Origin of the sequence: Candidatus Palauibacter sp. (assembly GCF_965216145.1) — a bacterium.
In the GTDB taxonomy this organism is placed as follows: Bacteria; Gemmatimonadota; Gemmatimonadetes; order Palauibacterales; family Palauibacteraceae; genus Palauibacter.
This window is the reverse complement of record NZ_OZ244149.1, coordinates 422,388-440,691: the sequence shown is the minus strand read 5'-3', so window position 1 is coordinate 440,691 and position 18,304 is coordinate 422,388. Positions and strand designations below refer to the sequence as shown.

Annotated in this window: 8 protein-coding genes; 7 read left to right on the top strand and 1 reads right to left on the bottom strand. The window is 66.5% G+C overall.

The window, feature by feature from the left end; translation table 11 throughout:
* Positions 1–3 precede the first annotated feature (3 nt).
* Complete coding sequence (locus ACOOHF_RS01880; protein WP_420463155.1) at positions 4–3,774, top strand: FG-GAP-like repeat-containing protein; 3,771 nt, start codon at positions 4–6, stop codon at positions 3,772–3,774.
* Positions 3,775–3,806: 32 nt separating this feature from the next.
* On the opposite strand, the gene ACOOHF_RS01875 is transcribed toward ACOOHF_RS01880, so the two are convergent.
* A complete protein-coding gene (locus ACOOHF_RS01875; protein WP_420463154.1) occupies positions 3,807–4,292 on the bottom strand; it encodes a hypothetical protein in 486 nt (161 codons plus the stop codon).
* Between the two features lie 800 nt (positions 4,293–5,092).
* Here ACOOHF_RS01875 and drmD point away from each other — a divergent pair.
* From drmD to ACOOHF_RS01845, 6 genes are all read left to right on the top strand, one after another.
* Positions 5,093–8,455, top strand: a complete 3,363-nt coding sequence (gene drmD / locus ACOOHF_RS01870) for a DISARM system SNF2-like helicase DrmD (protein ID WP_420463153.1) — start codon at positions 5,093–5,095, stop codon at positions 8,453–8,455.
* A 5-nt stretch (positions 8,456–8,460) separates the two neighbouring features.
* Positions 8,461–12,378: an Eco57I restriction-modification methylase domain-containing protein gene (locus tag ACOOHF_RS01865; RefSeq protein WP_420463152.1), complete on the top strand. Its 3,918-nt coding sequence runs from the start codon at positions 8,461–8,463 to the stop codon at positions 12,376–12,378.
* 43 nt (positions 12,379–12,421) lie between these two features.
* Positions 12,422–13,780 (top strand): hypothetical protein, encoded by a 1,359-nt coding sequence (locus tag ACOOHF_RS01860; RefSeq protein WP_420463151.1) that lies wholly within the window; start codon positions 12,422–12,424, stop codon positions 13,778–13,780.
* A 79-nt stretch (positions 13,781–13,859) separates the two neighbouring features.
* Positions 13,860–14,654 carry an AAA family ATPase gene (locus ACOOHF_RS01855; protein WP_420463150.1) on the top strand — a complete coding sequence of 265 codons (795 nt, stop codon included), beginning with the start codon at positions 13,860–13,862 and terminating at the stop codon, positions 14,652–14,654.
* A gap of 418 nt (positions 14,655–15,072) precedes the next feature.
* Positions 15,073–15,495, top strand: a complete 423-nt coding sequence (locus ACOOHF_RS01850; protein WP_420463149.1) for an SAM-dependent methyltransferase — start codon at positions 15,073–15,075, stop codon at positions 15,493–15,495.
* Positions 15,492–18,227, top strand: a complete 2,736-nt coding sequence (locus tag ACOOHF_RS01845; protein ID WP_420463148.1) for a KGGVGR-motif variant AAA ATPase — start codon at positions 15,492–15,494, stop codon at positions 18,225–18,227. The genes ACOOHF_RS01850 and ACOOHF_RS01845 overlap by 4 nt, the downstream gene beginning before the upstream one ends.
* Positions 18,228–18,304 lie beyond the last annotated feature (77 nt).

Below are 18,304 nucleotides of genomic sequence, written 5' to 3'. Positions count from 1 at the left end.
TTCATGAACCGCCCACGAATCCAGGCCGCGCGTCGTCGCGCCTCATGCGCGCTGCTGGCCGCCATCGCCGCCTGCGGTCCGGCGGATTTCTCCGCCCCCGTGCAGCCGGGGGAGTGGACGGAGGTGTCCGGCGCCCGCTGGCGGCCTCTGGCGGTCGAGGGGGGCGACGCCGGGTTCACCTCCATTCCGCCCTCGTGGTCCGGGGTGGACTTCGCCAACGCGCTCACGGACGCGAGCTTCATCGAGAACCAGATGCGCGGGAACGGCTCCGGCGTGGCCGCGGGCGACGTGAACGGGGACGGCCGGCCGGACTTCTACCTCGCGCGCCTGGAAGGTCCCAACGCCCTCTACATCAATCTCGGGGACTGGCGGTTTCGGGAGGAGGCCGTCGAGAGCGGCGTCGCCGCCGGGGACCGCTTCTCGACCGGCGCCACGTTCGTCGACGTGGACGGTGACGGCGACCACGATCTCATCCTCACCTCCGTCGAGGGCCCGAGATCCGTGTTCCTGAACGATGGCGAGGGGCGTTTCGCGGAGGCGCCCGACGCGGGGCTGCTGGACTCGCGCGGGGGGATGTCGAGCGCGCTGGCCGATGTGGACGGCGACGGGGATCTCGACCTCTACCTCACCCGCTACAAAAGCCGCTCCGTGCTCGACCTCTTCCCCGGGGACGAGGTCGCCTTCCCCAATACGGTGCGGCGCGCGGGGCGGGGGTTCGAGGTGGTGGAGCGTTTCGCGGAGCACTACGAACTCGCGTGGCGGGCGGACGGCGTGGTGCGGCTCGAGAAGGGGGAGTCCGACGAACTCTATGTGAACGAGGGCGGCGGCCGCTTCCGGCACGTCCCGTTCTCCTCGGGGGCCTTCCTCGACCCCGAGGGGGCGCCGCTCGAGGCCGCCCCGACCGAATGGGGGCTGGCGGCCCGCTTCGGGGATCTGGATGCTGACGGGGACCCGGACCTCTACGTGGCGAACGACCTGCACAGTCCCGACCGGCTCTGGATCAACCAGGGGGACGGCACCTTCCGCCTGCCGCCTCCCCACGCCCTGCCCACGACGAGCGCCTCCTCCATGGCGGTGGACTTCGCGGACTTCGACCGGGACGGCGACGCGGATGTGTTCGTGCTCGACATGCTGGCTCGCGATTCGAGGTCGAGGAAGACGCAGGATCCGGTGTCGCGCGTGGTGCAGACGCCGCCGGGCGAGGCCTCCGGGGCGCAGCAGGTGAACCGCAACACGCTGCTGGCGAGCCGGGGGGACGGGACGTGGGCGGAGGTCGGGCGCCAGGCGGGGGTGGAAGCGTCCGGGTGGTCGTGGTCGGCGCTCTTCCTCGACGTGGACCTGGATGGGTTCGAGGATCTCCTGATCCCGAACGGCCACATCCGGGACCTGATGGACGCGGACACCCAGATCCGCATCCGGGAGGCGGGCCTCTCGGGCGAGCGCGAATCCACGCTCCTGTACCGTCCTCTTCCGCTGCTCAACGTGGCGTTCCGGAATCTGGGTGGTCGGGGGTTCGAGGAGGTGGGGGGGGCGTGGGGCGTGGCGCCGGAGCCGGACGTGTCGCACGGGGCAGCGCTGGCGGACTTCGACGGGGACGGGGATCTGGACGCGGTGGTGAACCGGCTCGACCAGCCGGCGCTCCTGCTGAGGAACGACGCGGCGGCGCCCCGGCTGGCCGTCCGCCTGCGGGGGGAAGCGCCGAATACGGCCGGGATCGGAGCCACGGTGTGGCTGGAGGTCCCGGGGCTGCCGCGGCAGACGAAGGAGATCGCCGCGGGCGGGGGGTATCTGTCCGGGTCGGAGGAACTCGTCTCGTTCGCGATGGGGGAGGCCTTGGAGGGCACGCTGGGCGTGGATTGGCGGGGCGGGGGCCGGTCGGTGGTGCGCGTCGACGGCGCCAACCGTCTGTACGAGGTGTTCGAGGCGGAAGCCTCGGGGCCCGAATCGGCCACGCGGACGGGGGCGGCCGCGGGCACCGGGGTAGCGGCGGTCGCGGGCACCCGGACGGCGGCGCCCACCCCGGTCGCGGCGCCGTGGTTCGAACTGGACGAGAGCTTCGGGCCGATCCACGACGAGCCGCCGTTCGCCGAGGTGACCCGGCAGCCGCTCCTGCCGCTGCGTCTGTCCCGGATGGGGCCGAGCGTGGCGTGGCACGACCTGGACGGCGACGGCGACCCGGATCTGCTCCTGGGTTCGGGGGCGAACGCGGCGCCGGTGCTGTTCCGGAACGACGGCGGGACGCTGGTCCGGGTGACGCTGGCCGGGCCGCGGGCGCCCATCGACCAGACCGCGGTAATCCCGTTGCCCGTGGCGGATACGGTCCGGGTGCTGCTCGGGTTGTCGAGCTACGAGGCGCCGGCCGCCGAGGTGACCCAGGTGCCGGCCGTGGTGTCCGCGGAATGGCCGGGGGCCGCGATGACGGGCGTGGCCGTGACGCCGATCAACCGCGGCGTTGCGCCGGGGACATCGGCCTCGGTGGGCGTCCTGGCCGTCGCCGACTACGACCTCGACGGACGGCTGGACCTCTTCGCCGGTGCGAGGGTCGTGCCGGGCGGCTACCCGGTGTCAGGACCGTCCAGGGTCTTCCGGGGCCGTCCGGGCGGCGGCTTCGAGGAGGACCGACGGGATGCCGCGGTCTTCGAGCGCCTGGGCATGGTGACCGGCGCCGTGTTCACCGACTACGACGTGGACGGGGATCCGGACCTCGCCGTCTCCGTCGACTGGGGTCCGGTGCGCCTGCTGCGGAACGACCGGGGCCGGTTCTCCGACGTCACCGAAGAGGTGGGTCTCCACGAGTATTTCGGCCGCTGGAATGGCGTGTCCGCGGGCGACTTCGACGGGGACGGCCGCTCGGATCTCGTCGCCGTCTCCTGGGGAGACAACACGGAATACCGGCCGACGCCCGGGGCACCGCTGGAACTGTTGTTCGGGGACGTGGACCTCAACGGCACCCTCGACCTGGTGGAGGCGCAGCACGACGAACGCCTGGGCGCGGTGGCGCCGCTGGCCGCGCTGGGCCGCCTCGCCGAACACATACCGCCCGTGGGCGAGCGCATGCCGACGCGCGCGGACTACGCGGAGGCGGACGTGGGTGAGGCGCTGGGCGCCTGGCCGGAGGGCCGCCTGGAGGCGACGGAACTGCGGCACATGGTGTTCCTGAACCGGGGCGCCCGCTTCGAGGCGGCTCCGCTGCCCCGCGAGGCGCAGCAGGCTCCTTCGATGGGGCTGCTCGTGGCCGACGCCAACGGGGACGGCCGCGAGGATCTGTTCCTGTCCCAGAACTTCTTCGCCACGGACGAGGACACGCCACGCTACGACGCGGGCCGGGGACTGTGGCTGGAGGGGGACGGGCTCGGCGGGTTCCGCCCCGTGCCGGGATCGGAGTCCGGGGTCGCCGTCTACGGAGACCAGCGGGGCGTCGCCGCCGCGGACATCGATGGCGACGGCCGCCTCGATTTCGTGCTGGGGATCAACGGTGGAGCGGCGCGCCTGTTCAGGGGCAGCGGAACCTCGCCGGGTTTGCGGGTGCGCCTCGCTGGGCCCGGAGGGAACCGCTACGGAATCGGGGCCGTCCTGCGCGTGGTGTACGCCGATGGCATGGGCCCGGCCCGGGAGGTGAGGGCGGGGTCCGGCACGGGCTCGCACGACGACCCGGTGCAGATCATGGGTCTCTCGGGCGATCCGGTGGCCGTCGAAGTCCGGTGGCCGGGTGGCGCGGTCGAGCGCGTCGAGGTCCCCCCCGGCGTCACCGAGGTGACGGTCGGCCCGCGCTGAGCACCAGACCGCTGAACGACCCCGATCCCATATTACTCCACACCCTTCTCCCTCTCCACTCTTGCAAGCTCCATGTGGAACTCTTGGAGCTCCCCAAGATTCGTCGTGCGACACGGACCGAGGGGTTCAACTATTCGCGCAAAGATGCTCGCCTGCAACTTAGACTCCGCGGTTCTGCGGGGCCATCTGGCCATCGAGGAATCCCAGAACGTATCGGTCGACATGAGGTGGTCGAGAGGAATGAGATCCTTCCAGCGCTCATACAGTTCACCGCCCTTCACGGTGTCGATAATCTCGAGGTGGCTGAATTGACGTATGGGGGACATGGAAGAATCGTCAGTAGCCGAAGCACCCCAAGCGTCTCGGAGCAACGTCTTGGCTTGGTAGTCCGTCGACGGACCGGAGTATCCGAATATGGTCAGTTGAAAAGCTCTTGGGAGTGTATCCGTCACCGCCCTCCAATCCTCAGCGATCAAGCGGTCGTCGACGTAGTTCTTGTCTTCAACGGGAAAGATCAAACTGCTTCGAGTTAGAGGTTTGTTACAGCGAGGGCAGATCTCCCCTGGTGAGCCAAGCACTTCAGAATGCTGAATGCAACTGGCGTACAGCACACAGCCGTGAAGGAACCTGATGTCGGGAAGATGCAGATTAGGAAGTCTGTTGCGTCGATGGGCAAGAAGCAGAAACGGATCCCAGTTGAACGTCGCAATTACATCCTTCCGGCGAAGTCCTAGGACAAGATGATCATAAATCGTTGCGTGGTCCGGTAGAGCGAGGTTCACGAAATAGTCAAAAAGGGAGGACTCTATTTCATGGAGAGAATCCGTGTAACGATGCTGATCCCTTAGCCAAGTGAATTGGCGCTCAAAGCCGTTGACCGGAGGACTGGCGCGCACGACAAGATCGGTCCAGGGCGATCCGAGGAGGTCTGCGAGGTCAGACATTAGGGGTATGGATCTGCCGTGTCGGTCCCCATCGGGAAACGCGGCCCTACTTGCACCCGCGCCGAGAAGGACAACGTGAGGGCGTCCGTTTTGTGGAGAGCCCGTAAGTTCAGTTTTCGTGAGCATATGCATGATAAGCGTTTTGACGGACGCACGCGGTGACAGGTCGAGCCGGTCGAACGATACGATCATGCGGAAAACCGGGCGACATCCGAAAGGTTGCATCGGAGGCGGGGTGCTTGGCTACGAGGAGCGAGTATGCAACATGGGAGGGCACGGCGGGAGGGACGCGCGAGAGCTTGCCGGAGGGCTGAGGTGTCGGTCATCCTGTCGCCCAACCGGAATGACCCGGTACGTGCCCTTGGACGCTCCGCATGACGCCTGACCTGGAACCGCTCGGTTCCCATGACGCAGCTAACGCCCACGGTGACCCTCGGCTTTCCCGTGGCTTGCCAAGCCGGGATCCGGAGGTGGGGGAGATGGTGCGGGTACGTACACGGCGCTGGCTGGTGGAGGAGGTGACGGGGGGCCGACAGTCCAGTGAGTCCGCGCGGGTCCGGCTGGCGTGCGCGGATGACGATGCGCAGGGGCAGGAACTCGAAGTCTTCTGGAAGTACGAGCTCGACCGCGCCATCCTCGATGATGAGCCGTGGGAGAACTTGGCGGAGCGCGGCTTCGACTCGCCGGAGTACTTCGCGGCCTTCCTCAACACGTTGCGGTGGAGCTGCACGACCGCGACCGATCCGTCGCTGTTTCAGGCGCCGTTCCGGGCCGGGATCACCCTAGACGCCTACCAGATGGAGCCGCTGAGGAAGGCCCTCCGCCTGCCGCGCGTGAACCTGTTCATCGCGGACGACACCGGTCTGGGCAAGACGATCGAGGCCGGGCTGATCGCGCGCGAGCTTCTCCTGCGCCGAAAGGCGAAGACCATCGTTGTGGCCGCGCCTCCCTCGGTGCTGGAGCAGTGGAAGGCGGAGATGGAGGAGCGGTTCGGGCTCGTGTTCCAGATCCTGGACCGGCACTACGTGGCGACGATGCGCCGCGAGCGCGGCTTCGGCGTGAATCCGTGGCGGACGCACAGCCGGTTCCTCGTTTCGCACCGGCTGTTGGCCGATCCCGCCTACGCGGATCCTATGCGGGAGTGGCTCGGAACGATGTCGCCCGGAAGCCTGCTGATTCTGGACGAGGCGCATCACGCCGCCCCAAGCCACGGCGGGCGGTATGGCATCGAGTCGAAGTTCACGCGCGCGATTCGCGACCTCTGCTACCGCTTCGAGCATCGTCTCTTCCTGTCGGCGACGCCGCACAACGGGCACTCGAACAGCTTCTCCACGCTGTTGGAACTGCTCGACCCGCACCGCTTCACGCGAGGCGTGACGGTGCGCGGGAAGACGGACCTCGACGCCGTGATGATCCGCCGTCTCAAGGAAGACATCCGCGAGATCCAGGGCGGCTTCCCCAAGCGGGACGTGAGACCGGTCGTCATCGACAACCTGCCGGAGGACGCGCCGGAACTCGTGCTCTCAAGGCTGCTGGACGAATACCGCTCCGTGCGCGACCAGCGCTTCGCCCACGCGACGGCCCGGGGGCGGGCGGCGGCGGGATTGCTCGTCGTCGGCCTTCAACAGCGCCTGCTGTCGTCCATCGAGGCGTTCGCCATCAGTCTCGCGCGGCACCGGAAGACGGTGAAGAGGCAATGGGAGGCCGGGACCGGCCGCAACGCGGGAAGCGACGAGCGGCACGCTCGCGGCGGAGCGGCGCGCCGGGCGCTGGCGGAGGATTTCCTGACGACACCGGGGGCGGACGACGAGATCCTCGACGGTGCTGAGGAAGCTGCGGAGGAAGCACAGATCGAGGCCGCCAACCGGGAGGCCGAGTCGGCGTTGAAGCGCGATGCCCGGATCGAGGACTTGTGGCGGAAGGAGCAGCGCCTGCTCGACCGCATGCAGGAGGTCGCGGACTCTGCGCGCACGCACCCCGACGCGAAGACGCGCGCGCTCCTCGATTGGATCCGGGAGAACCTGTGTCCCGAACTTCCGCCCTTTGGAATGCCTGCAGTGGGGACGCCCCGCTGGAACGAGCGCCGGGTGCTGATCTTCACCGAGCATGTGGAGGGCACCAAGCGGTTCCTCAGGGACGCGCTGTCGCACGCGATCGCGGGAACGGACAGGGCGGAGGAGCGGATTGCCGTGATCGAGGGGGCCACGAGCGGCGCGCGGCGCAAGGAAATCCAGCGCCGCTTCAACACGCCTCCGTCGCGGGATCCGTTGCGCATCCTGCTGGCGACGGATGCGGCGCGCGAGGGGCTGAACTTCCAGGCGCACTGCACCGACCTATTCCACTTCGACCTGCCCTGGAACCCCGGCCGGATCGAGCAGCGCAACGGGCGGATCGACCGCAAGCTCCAGCCCGCGGACGAAGTGCGCTGCCACTACTTCACCCTGCCCCAGCGTCACGAAGACCGGGTGCTCGAGGTGCTGGTGAGGAAGACCGAGACCATCCGCCGGGAGCTGGGCAGCCTCTCGAAGGTGATCGAGGAGGACATCGAGAAGCGGCTCAAGCAGGGGATTCGGCGCCGTGATGCCACGGGGCTCGCCGAGACGCTGGCGGGGATGGATCTGGAGGCGGACCGCAAGCGCCGCGTGGCGGACGAGTTCGAGTCGGCGCGCGAGCGGCAAAGCGATCTTGAGGATCAGATCGAGCGCTGCCGGAACCTGCTCGAGAAGTCGCGCGAGTGGGTGCGGTTCGGTCCTGAGGCATTCCGCAGGGCGCTGTCGTGCTCGCTGGGGCTTCAGAACGCGGCGCCGCTGAGGGAGGCGCGCGACGAGAACGGGCGGGCGGTGTGGTCGTTCCCGGCCCTCGACGGACGGGTGGCGGCGGACCCCTCGTGGGCGTCGACCCTCGACACGCTGCGCGCACCGATGAAGCGGGATCAGAAGATCGTGGAGTGGCGGCGGGAGGCGCCCGTCCGCCCGGTCGTGTTCGAGGATCCGGGCGAACTGACGGACGATGTCGTGCACCTGCACCTTGAACAGCGGGTCGCGCAGCGCCTCTTGGCCCGGTTCCGGGCGCAGGGCTTCGTGCACCACGACCTGTCGCGGGCCTGTCTCGCGCAGGTGGCCGACTCCATCCCCCGGGTCGTGCTGCTGGGGCGCCTGTCGCTATACGGCCGACGCGCGGAGCGCCTGCACGAGGAGATCGTTACGGTGACGGCCCGCTGGACGGACCCCGAACGCCGCCAGGGCCCGCTGGAGCGATACCGGGCGGACGCGGAGCGGAAGACGCTGGCCCTGCTCGACCGGGTGCTCGACTCGGAACGGGTGTCGCAGCCGAGCGAGACCGTGCGGGAACGGCTGCTCGCCGCGGCCCCCGCAGACATCGGCGACTTGAGACCCCAGTTGGAACCCAGAGCGGAGGAGTTGGCGAAGAAGGCGGCCGAGCGTCTCAGCGAGCGCGGTGAGCGGGAGGCGGGGGAGCTGCGCGAGACCCTGACTCGCCAGCGGGATCGCGTCGAGAAGGAGCTGCAGCGGCACGAGAAGGAACCCCAGCTCACGCTCGCCCTCGACGACGAGGACCGGAAGCAGCTTCGGGCCAACATCCGCTCGTGGCGGGACCGGCTCAAGCAGTTCGAGCGCGACCTGCGCGACGAGCCGGCGCGGATCGAGGACTTCTATCGGGTGCGGGCGCGTCGCGTGGAGCCGGTCGGACTCGTGTATCTCTGGCCCGAGACCGGCTGAGCCGCGTGGCCAAGCCCTCGCCCTACGTCCGGGACCACCTCGAGTGGCTGGGGTTCATCCAGCCGACCGGGCTCGTGGTGTCCGCACACGCGCTCGTCCAGGCGGGCGCGGTGCTTGACCGGCGGGACATCGGGGGACAGCGGCTTCTGAACGAGTGCGTCCGGGAACGCGCGTTCGGCACCTCGGCAGAACCCGAACCCTACCTGCCCGACTTCGAAGCGTTTGCGAGATCCGTCCTGGGCTGGCGCTTCTCGCCCAGCGGCTACGCGGGCATAGGCGATTCGCCCATTCCTCCCGAATTGGAGGTCAGCCTCCAGGAATACCGGGATGTGCTGCGGCCCCGCCTCGCCGTGCGCGAACGGGATCCGGCGGAGGGAGGCGTGCCGTGGCAACTGCTCGTCACCGTCCTCGACCCCGGGGAGGACCTCGATCGCGTCGCCACGGGTGCGGGCCGGCTCGAGGCCTCGCCCCACGGGCGCATGGAACGGCTGCTGCGCCGCACCGGGGTCCCCGCCGGGCTGCTCTTCAACGGACGCGTGATCCGGCTCATGTCCGCGCCGCGGGGCGAGAGTTCCGGGTGGATGGACTTCCGGGTCGGCGACATGCTCTCCACGGCGGGCCGCCCGCTGTGTGCGGCGCTACGCCTCCTCCTCTCCGAGAAGCGGCTGCTGGCGCTGCCGCGGGAGCAACGGCTGGCGGCCCTTCTGGAGAGCAGCCGCAAGTACCAGAACGTGGTCAGCGAGCGGCTGGCCGAGCAGGTGCTGCACGCCCTGCACGAGTTGTTGCGTGGCTTCCAGGCGGCGCACGACGCGTCGCACGGTAAGCTTCTGCGCGAGGCGCTGGACGAGGATCCGGACAACGTGTACCGCGCGCTCCTCACCGTCGTACTGCGCCTCGTGTTCGTGCTCTACGCCGAAGAGCGCGGGATGTTGTCGGACGACGCGACCTTCCTCGGCTCCTATTCGCTGGGCGGACTGTACGAGAGGCTGAGGGAGGACGCGGCGCTCAACCCGGACACGATGGACCAGCGCTACGGGGCGTGGGCACAGCTCGTCGTGCTGTTTCGCATGGTCCACGACGGGGCGGAGTGCGACGGAATGAGACTCCCGCCGCGGCGCGGAGAACTGTTCAGCCCGAGTCGGTTCCCGTTCCTCGAGGGATGGCGCGGGAGCGGCGCACCGCAGGTGCACGAGGGGATCGACGTTCCGTTGGTGCCGGACGGAACGATCTACCGGGTGCTCGACAAGCTGCTGGTCCTCGACGGCGAACGGATCTCGTACCGCGCGCTCGACGTGGAGCAGATCGGCTCCGTGTACGAGACGATGATGGGGTTCCGGCTGGAGACCGCGACGGGCCGGTCCGCCGCCGTCAAGGCGCAGAAGAAGCTCGGAGCCTCGACAACGGTGGATCTGGAACTGCTCTTGGATGTTGCGCCCGTCGATCGCCCGAAATGGATTCTTGACCGGACGGGCCGAAAGCTGACGCCCACCGTGAGCAAGCCCCTCCGCGCGGCGCAAACGCTCGCCGACGCGCACGCCTCCCTGCACAACGTCATCGACGCGGCGGCCACACCGGATCTGGTGCCGCGCGGCGCGATGATCCTCCAGCCCAGCGAGGCGCGGCGGCGCTCGGGATCGCACTACACGCCGCGCGAACTCACCGAACCGATCGTGCGGCAAGCGCTGGAACCGATCCTCGAACGCCTCGGAGACGGCGGCCCGCCCCGCGCCGAGCAGATCCTCGATCTCAAGGTCTGCGATCCCGCCATGGGTTCGGGCGCCTTCCTCGTCGAGGCCTGCCGCCAACTGGGCGACCATCTCGTCACCGCATGGCGGATGCACGGAACGCTCCCCGCTCTCCCGTCCGGGGAGGACGAAGATCTGTTCGCCCGCCGTCTCGTGGCGCATCGCTGCCTCTACGGCGTGGACCGCAACCCCATGGCGGTGGACCTCGCCAAGATGTCGTTGTGGCTGGCCACCCTGGCCAAGGACGAACCGCTCACCTTCGTGGACCACGCCCTCCGCGACGGCGACTCCCTGGTCGGCCTGGCGAAGCCGCAGATCGCCGCCTTCACCTGGAAGAGGGGATCCCTGCCGCCCCAGCTGGAGCTGAACACCGTGGTCTCGGACGCAGTGGACCGCGTGGTCGCGCTACGCGGGGAGATCAGGGACGCGCCGCCCGACATCGACCAGCGGGAACTTCGAGACAAGCTGGACGACGCGAACGCGGCGCTGACGGACGTCCGGTTCTTCGGCGATCTGGCGCTGGAGGCGTTCTTCCTCGAGACAAGAGCGAGGCAGCGGGAGGCCCGCCGGCGGCAGCACTTCGCGTCTCTTCTGGGCGACAGCGATACGGAACGCCTCGCCGTTCTCTCCCACGGGGGGCGCCTCGCCGCGAAACGGAAGGAGACCACGCCGTTCGCCCCGTTCCACTGGGAGATCGAGTTCCCGGAGGTGTTCGAGCGCCGGAACCCGGGCTTTGACGCCTTCGTCGGGAACCCGCCGTTCGCGGGCAAGAACACCGTCGCGGCCTCGAACGTCCCCGGCTACCCGCTGTGGCTCAAGGAACTGCACGCGCGGAGCCACGGCAACGCGGATTTGGTCGCCCACTTCTTCCGGCGGTCGTTCAACCTGCTGCGCAAACAAGGCACGCTGGGCCTCATCGCGACGAACACGATTTCGCAAGGCGACACCCGGTCCACGGGCCTCCGCTGGATCTGCACGCGCGGCGGAGAGATCTACCGCGCGCAAACCCGCTTCAAGTGGCCGGGCGTTGCGGCTGTAGTGGTCAGCGTCCTGCACATCGTGAAAGGGAGGTTCGGGCACCAGAAATCGCTCGATGACGCCGCCGTCGAACGGATCACGGCATTTCTGTTCCACGCAGGTGGGAACGACGACCCGCCGCGGCTCAAGGAAAACGCGGAGCAGAGCTTTCAGGGGAGCATCGTCCTCGGCATGGGCTTCACGTTCGACGACACCGACACCAAGGGAGTGGCCACGCCCTTGGCCGAAATGCGGAGGCTTATCGCTGAGGATCCGCACAATGCGCAAGTGATCTTCCCCTACATTGGCGGGCAGGAGGTCAACACGAGCCTCGCGCAAGCGCATCACCGCTACGTGATCAACTTTGGCAAGCGTCGGCAGGACGAGTGCCGCGAGCGATGGCCAGAGTTAGTGCAGATTCTAGAAGAAAAGGTGAAGCCCGACCGTGAGCGACAGAACCGTAAGGTGCGTCGAGAGCGTTGGTGGCAACACGCCGAAAAAGCTGCAGGACTCTACGCGACCATCGCGGATTTGAATCGAGTGTTGGCCGTCAACTGCGGTGCCACGCCCCATCTGGCATTAGCGTTTCTTCCAGCCCGAATGGTTTTCGCCAACACTCTTGTGATTTTTTCCATGGACACTTACGCAGCGTTTTGCGTCCTTCAATCCCGCGTTCACGAGGTTTGGGCACGCTTTTTCGGGTCGACGCTTGAGGAACGGCTGCGGTACACGCCGTCCGACTGCTTTGAGACTTTCCCGTTTCCTCCAGACTGGCATGCAGATCCCGTCCGGGAGCGAGTCGGCAAGGCATACTACGAGTTTCGCGGCGACCTCATGCTTCACAACCAGGAGGGCTTGACCAAGACGTACAACCGGTTCCACGACCGGAACGAAACGGATCCGGCGGTATCGAGGCTCCGCGAGCTTCACGCGGACATCGATCGGGTCGTCCTCGATGCGTACGGCTGGTCCGACATCCCTACCCGATGCGAGTTCCTGCTCAACCATGAGACCGACGAAGATGAGCGTCGCCGTGCAAGGGCACCCCATCGATATCGCTGGCCCAACGAGGTGCGGGACGAGGTGTTGGCCCGCCTGATGGCTCTAAATTCCGAACGTGCGCAGGGTACGCAACACCTGTCGGCGGGAGGAACGACTTGAGAACAAGGCAGAACAGGTCTTTCACGACCGGATGGGGATCGGCGTGAACCGGGCCCGTTTGGTGGCGCTCGGTGAAATCGATCAGTTCGCCAAGGTGGTTCGGATTCCAGCCACAGGCGTGTCTGACGACGTGCTCGCGGAGGTTCGGCGGTTGAACGAACGTGCGCTGGAATCAGCAGTTCGTGAGATCCTCTTCGACCCGAACGAAACGCCACACGGTCCAACGGAGATCGCCGACATCGTTACGACTCGGATCGTCCTACGTGGTCGTCCGGTTACCGCCGGCTTCGTCTTGAAGGGTCCTTCCTTCCCGAAGGTTACGAGCAAAATCGTTTCTCATCAGTTCGCTAAGCTCCGAACGATACCGGACCTCGGTTTGGCAGTGCTGATGGCCGTAGGGGACATTCAGGATGATGCGCGACGCGACTTTGCGCAGACGGCCAGCGACGCGACTGTCCCACACCTCATCGTCGATACGGTTGATTGCGCCCGGCTCCTCATCGCATACGAGAAGATCTGCCCTCGGGACGGGAAGCTGTTCCGTAACGACGGGACGTGTGCCTGTGGCCAGCGTCGTGCGCCCGACGCAATCCTCGAAGTGCCGGTGAAGGGCGACCTGCCGTACGAGATCGTGCGGCTCGAGGACGTGAGTCATGCGGGTGCCAAGCGTTATTCAGCGGTGCTGGTAGTTGATCGCCACGCGGGGCGCGATGGCGTTAGGGACGTGATCAGTCGGGCTCTTCCGGAGATTCGCGAAGAGGAATACCACCGAAGTCCTCAACTTGAGGCGCTTTGGTCCGGGCATAGAGCAGACGTCGTATACCTCTATGTGGCGGGCGGACACGACGACGTTCGTCACGCGAACTGGATTGCGCGAACTCAGTGGGTTGATCCGGGCCTCGATCCATCCTGTCGTCCGATGCCGTGGGACGGTGACGAAGTTTGGGATGGTGTCTCGATTCTTTGGAATCACCAGTACGGGCACTGGAGAGAATTCCATCGACAGCATACGGGCAAGAAGGGGCCCATGCTAAGGGAGATCAAGACACTTGTTTCAGCCAGCCGTCCTCTCGTGCAAAATGTGATCCGCGTCCTCTCCGATCTCGAAGCGGGTAAGAGCACGCCGAACGAGTGCGATCTGCGTCTACGCGAGCTGGCGGGGCAAGGCCAAGAACTTGGTGAGCGCGGAAGCGATCTGCCTTTTTCGCCGGAAGATCTCAAGGCGGTCGACACGGCAGCTCAAGGCCTGTTCTCGTCACTTCTCAATCTGTCCATATGCTATTCGGAACTGGGCGAACGGTGCCGGAATCAGAAGGAACGGCTCCGCCTTGCGCGCCAAGCGGCGAATGACCTGAGACGTGACTTGGAACGAGTGGATGCGGAGTTCCAGGGGGTCAGATGAGCAGTGCGCCATGCGCGGTTCCGCTGCTCTGCTGGCTGAAGCCGCATGCAAGCGACCGGACGGGAAGTGGTGGCGTCGTATGCTGACAAAGCTGACCATTCGAAGATTCAAGCGCTTCGAAGACGTCGAAGTCGAGCTCGGGAGCCCGGTCGTCTTCATCGGACCCAACAATTCGGGCAAGACCTCCGCCATGCAGGCGCTCGCCCTGTGGCACACGGGGCTGACCCAGTGGAACGCCAAGCGGGCCGGCAAGAGAACGCCCGAGAAACGCCCGGGCGTGACCATCAACCGTCGCGATCTCGTGTCCATTCCAATTCCGAGCGTTAAGCTCGCGTGGCGGGATCTTCGGGTGCGAGATGTGCGGTACGTAGGCGGTAAACAGCAAACGAGGAACATCCGCATCGACATCATCGTCGAGGGGGTGACCCGCGGGCGTGCCTGGACGTGCGGGCTCGAGTTCGATTACGCGAACGACGAGTCGGTGTACTGCCGTCCGCTGCGGTTGACGGAGGATCGCGTTCCCGACCGCATGCCCGTCCCCGACGAGGCGGGGAGCGTGAGGATGGCCTTCCTGCCGCCGATGTCGGGGCTGGCTGCGGCCGAGACCCGGCTCGACGAGGGCGCCGTGAACGTGCGGCGTCTCGGGAAGCCGTCGCCGTGGGGCGCCGACCTGAAGGTGAGCACGGAGTTCCTGAAGCCGCTGCTCACCGCGTACTTCTCGAAGCTGGGCCTGCCAAACCTCATGCCGAAGGGCAACTTCTACCGGCTCGTCGGCCACATGCCGCCTGCGGATGTCGATCCGGAAGTGAGCGAGAAGCTTGACGCCATCGCCTGTGCTGCCGAAAGCGCTACACCCCCTCAAGAACAGCCGTGACCCCCTTAGGAAACGGACGCTCACCGGACGGAGTTCCGCCGCGGAGCTCTCGGAAGAGGGTCGATCGACACGACCTCTTGCGATGTCCCGCAGTAGCCGTGCGAGGCTGCGGTGGAGCAAGAAACCGCTCCGGCGTCTAACTTGGAGCGCCACAGTATCATGCATGACCGCCGAAACCGCACCGCAGACGGCGACGAGCCGACCATGGAGGGTGAACATGCGGATTGCCGATCTATTCTTGCCGGGGACTCGTGATCCATCCGGCTGACTTCACGGACGCTCATGAGCGCCACGGAAGGTCGCCGCCTCATGGCACTTACACCCTATTGACCCGACCGCCGGGCGACGTGCGCAATGAGGTGCTCGCTCGTCTGATGGATCTGAACACGACGCGCGCTGCGCGGGGCCATGAGCTAGCATGATCTACGCGGCGGACTTCGAGGACGCGCACGAGCGACACTGGGAAGATGCCGAGTACCTGTCGGCCGCGCGTCGCTGGGCCAACGCGGATCAGTTGTACGGGTTCAGCGCCGAGTGCGGCCTGAAGTCGCTCATGCAGAATCTTGGTATGCTCGTTCGCCCCGACGGCGCGCCGGAAGAGCGGGCGCATCGCGTACATATCGAGGAACTGTGGAACGTGTTCGACCAGTTCGCGGCGCAGCGAGGCGCGGGCGCGCTGCTTGCGCAGCTTCCGGGCGGGGAACCGTTCTCCGATTGGTCGCACCATAACCGCTACGCCAGCCGGGGGAACTTCGATGAGGCCTACGTCGAGCCGCATCGTCGGGCGGCGTCAGAGGTTCGGCTGATGGTTCAATGGGCTGCGCAGGGAGGGACGCCATGAGCGACACCTTCGTTCCGTTCGACCAAGTGCGGCGGCTCGTATCGGAGGTGCTGGAAGGGATGGAGATCCCAGCCGACGCACCGCCGCTATACCTCGTGCGCAACCTCTTCGGCAAGGTCGGCATATCGGTATCGGAAGCAGCCCAGGATGATCGCGAACTCGGCGAAGTGCTGAGCCGCTTGGCGAGTCGCTTGGCGGATGCGCTCGCGGCCCACGGACACCTGCCGCAGAAGACAGTGCTCTTCGTAGATCCCGCGTTGCTGGAGACGCTGGGCGACACGGCGCAGTTGATCAGGCCCGGCGTTCATTGGGCCGACCGGCTCGTCGTCGGCCAAGAATGGTGGACAGTCCCGGACCCGTCGAGCGAACACCACCCGGCCCGCTACGTCCTATACTCGGTGAAGGGTGGGGTGGGGCGCAGCACGACGGCGGCGGTGTTGGCGTGGCACCTCGCCCGGCAGGCGGAGGATGTGCTTGTCATCGATTTGGACCTAGAGTCGCCCGGGCTGGCGTCGGCCATGTTGGAACCCCCGGCCGAGCCGGAGTTCGGCGTCACGGACTGGTTCGTCGAAGAATTGGTCGGACAGGGAGATCATGTCGTGAGCCGGATGACGGGGAAGCCCTCTTGGGCTCATGACTTGCCGGGACGTGTGCTGGTGGCGCCGGCGCACGGCAGGAAGCCGGGGGAATACCTCGCAAAGCTCGGGCGCACGTACATGGATACGGCGATCGATCCTTGGACGAGTCGCTTGAAGCGGTTGGTGGTGAACCTGGAAACGGAGTTCAGCCCGACCGTCGTGCTCATCGAGAGCCGGAGCGGCCTCCACGATATTGCGGCGGCAACGGTGACGGATCTGGACGCGGAGGTGATGCTGTTCGCCGTCGACTCCGACAGCCATTGGACGGACTACGGGATTCTGTTCGATCATTGGGCGCGCACAAACATGGCATCCCGGATACGCGAACGCCTGTCGATCGTCTCCGCCTTGACGCCCGAGACGGATACCGAGCGGTACGTCGAACGGTTCCGGGAAAACGCACGAATCCTCCTTCGGGATCGCCTGCAGGACGAGATCGTGGATCTCGGGGAAACGGATGAGGGGGTGTCGGCTGACCTGTCGTCCGAGGAGGGGCAGCATGATCCGCTGGTGATCCATTGGACACGAGGGTTCGCGGCCGGAATTTCTCTCCGGAAGCTGGAGCGAACGACGGTGGCCCAAGCGTACAGGGAGTTCCTCCGACGGTTCGACCTGCTCTACCGAAGCCCCGAGCCAGTCGGCGACCCGACCCGGGCCGAGACCGTGCGCCTCGCGTTCAGCGAGCTGCCCGATCCGGCGAGCTACGGCGAGCCCGTCCCGTCGTCGGCCGTGTACATCCCGCCTTCGCATCGAAAGGCCATGCACCCCGACACGATGCTCGTCACTGGAATGCGCGGCTCAGGCAAGACATTCTGGTGGCGCGCCCTGCAGAGTCCCGAGGTTCGTCGCTCGCTGGGGCGAGAGGTGCGGGGCTTTCCTTTGAACGAAGATTCAGTCGTCGAGTCGGGATTCGGTGTCTCCAATGTGCCGGGCGATTATCCGGTGAGGGACGATCTTTGTCGACTAATCGCCAACAACGTGGAGCCCCGGATCATCTGGCGAACCGTGCATGCGTGCGCGGTGGCGGGTGCCGACCATCCGATACGACAGTTCGATACGTGGCTTGAACGCGCGAGGTACGTCCTCGATGACCCGAGTGTCGTCCTCGACCTCCTGCGGACTATCGATGTCGAACTGGACTCAAGGGGTGTGTATTCCGTCGTGCTATTTGACGCTCTGGATCGCGCCGCCTCCGACTGGCAGACTGCGTCCGAGCTGATTCGAGGATTGCTGGAGCACGCCCTCGACATGCGTCCGTATCGCCGCTTGCGCGCGAAGATCTTCCTGAGAACTGATCAGGTGGACGAGCGGCGGATCACGGACTTTCCGGACGCTTCGAAAGTGTTGTCGTCGGCTGTCGATCTCAGCTGGCCGCGCCGGGATCTCTACGGCCTGCTTTGGCATTCCCTGGCCAACGGTCCACGAGGTGACCTCGTCCGTCCGCGCTTGCAGGACGGACACTGGTCCACGACTGATGACGATACGGCACCGCGCTTCGAAGTGCCGTATCCGCTCGACCGCGACGAGGGGGCCCAGCGCGACAAGTTCCACGAATTCGCGGGCCCGTGGATGGGCACTGATCGGAGACGCGGATACCCGTACACATGGATCCCAAACCACCTCGCCGACGCCGGGGGCAAGGTCAGTCCGCGCTCGTTTCTCACGGCGTTGCGCTCAGCGGCGGAAGATTCTCATGAACGCCATCCGGATCATGGCTACGCCCTTCACTACCAGAGCATCAAGCACGGTGTGCGGGAGGCGTCCACGACGCGGGTTCGGGAGCTACAGGAGGATTATCCATGGGTGCAGGTGCTGATGCAACCGCTCTCCGGACGGGTTGTTCCGTGTGATTTCGAGGAAGTCGTTCATCTGTGGCGTGAGCGACGCGTCTTGAAGCAGCTGGCCCAGGCGGGTAGTGGAGACGGGTGGCGGCTCCCGCTGCCGCATATGGATTATGACCACGATGAACTCCGCGAGGCTTTGGAGTCCCTGGGTATCTTCCGTCGCCTCCGGGATGACCGCGTCGATGTCCCGGATGTCTTCCGGATCGGCTACGGTCTGCGCCGCAAGGGAGGCGTCCGGCCCGCGCGATAGAACTGGCGTCCGAGTTGCATCTTATCTCGTTCTCGCTCCTCCGACCGATGTCGCCCCCGCGGTCGCCGGTGATAGTG

Coding starts and splice junctions, on each gene's coding strand:
- ACOOHF_RS01880 (WP_420463155.1), top strand. CDS start 4: ATGAACCGCCCACGAATCCAGGCCGCGCGTCGTCGCGCCTCATGCGCG.
- drmD (WP_420463153.1), top strand. CDS start 5,093: ATGACGCCTGACCTGGAACCGCTCGGTTCCCATGACGCAGCTAACGCC.
- ACOOHF_RS01855 (WP_420463150.1), top strand. CDS start 13,860: ATGCTGACAAAGCTGACCATTCGAAGATTCAAGCGCTTCGAAGACGTC.
- ACOOHF_RS01850 (WP_420463149.1), top strand. CDS start 15,073: ATGATCTACGCGGCGGACTTCGAGGACGCGCACGAGCGACACTGGGAA.
- ACOOHF_RS01845 (WP_420463148.1), top strand. CDS start 15,492: ATGAGCGACACCTTCGTTCCGTTCGACCAAGTGCGGCGGCTCGTATCG.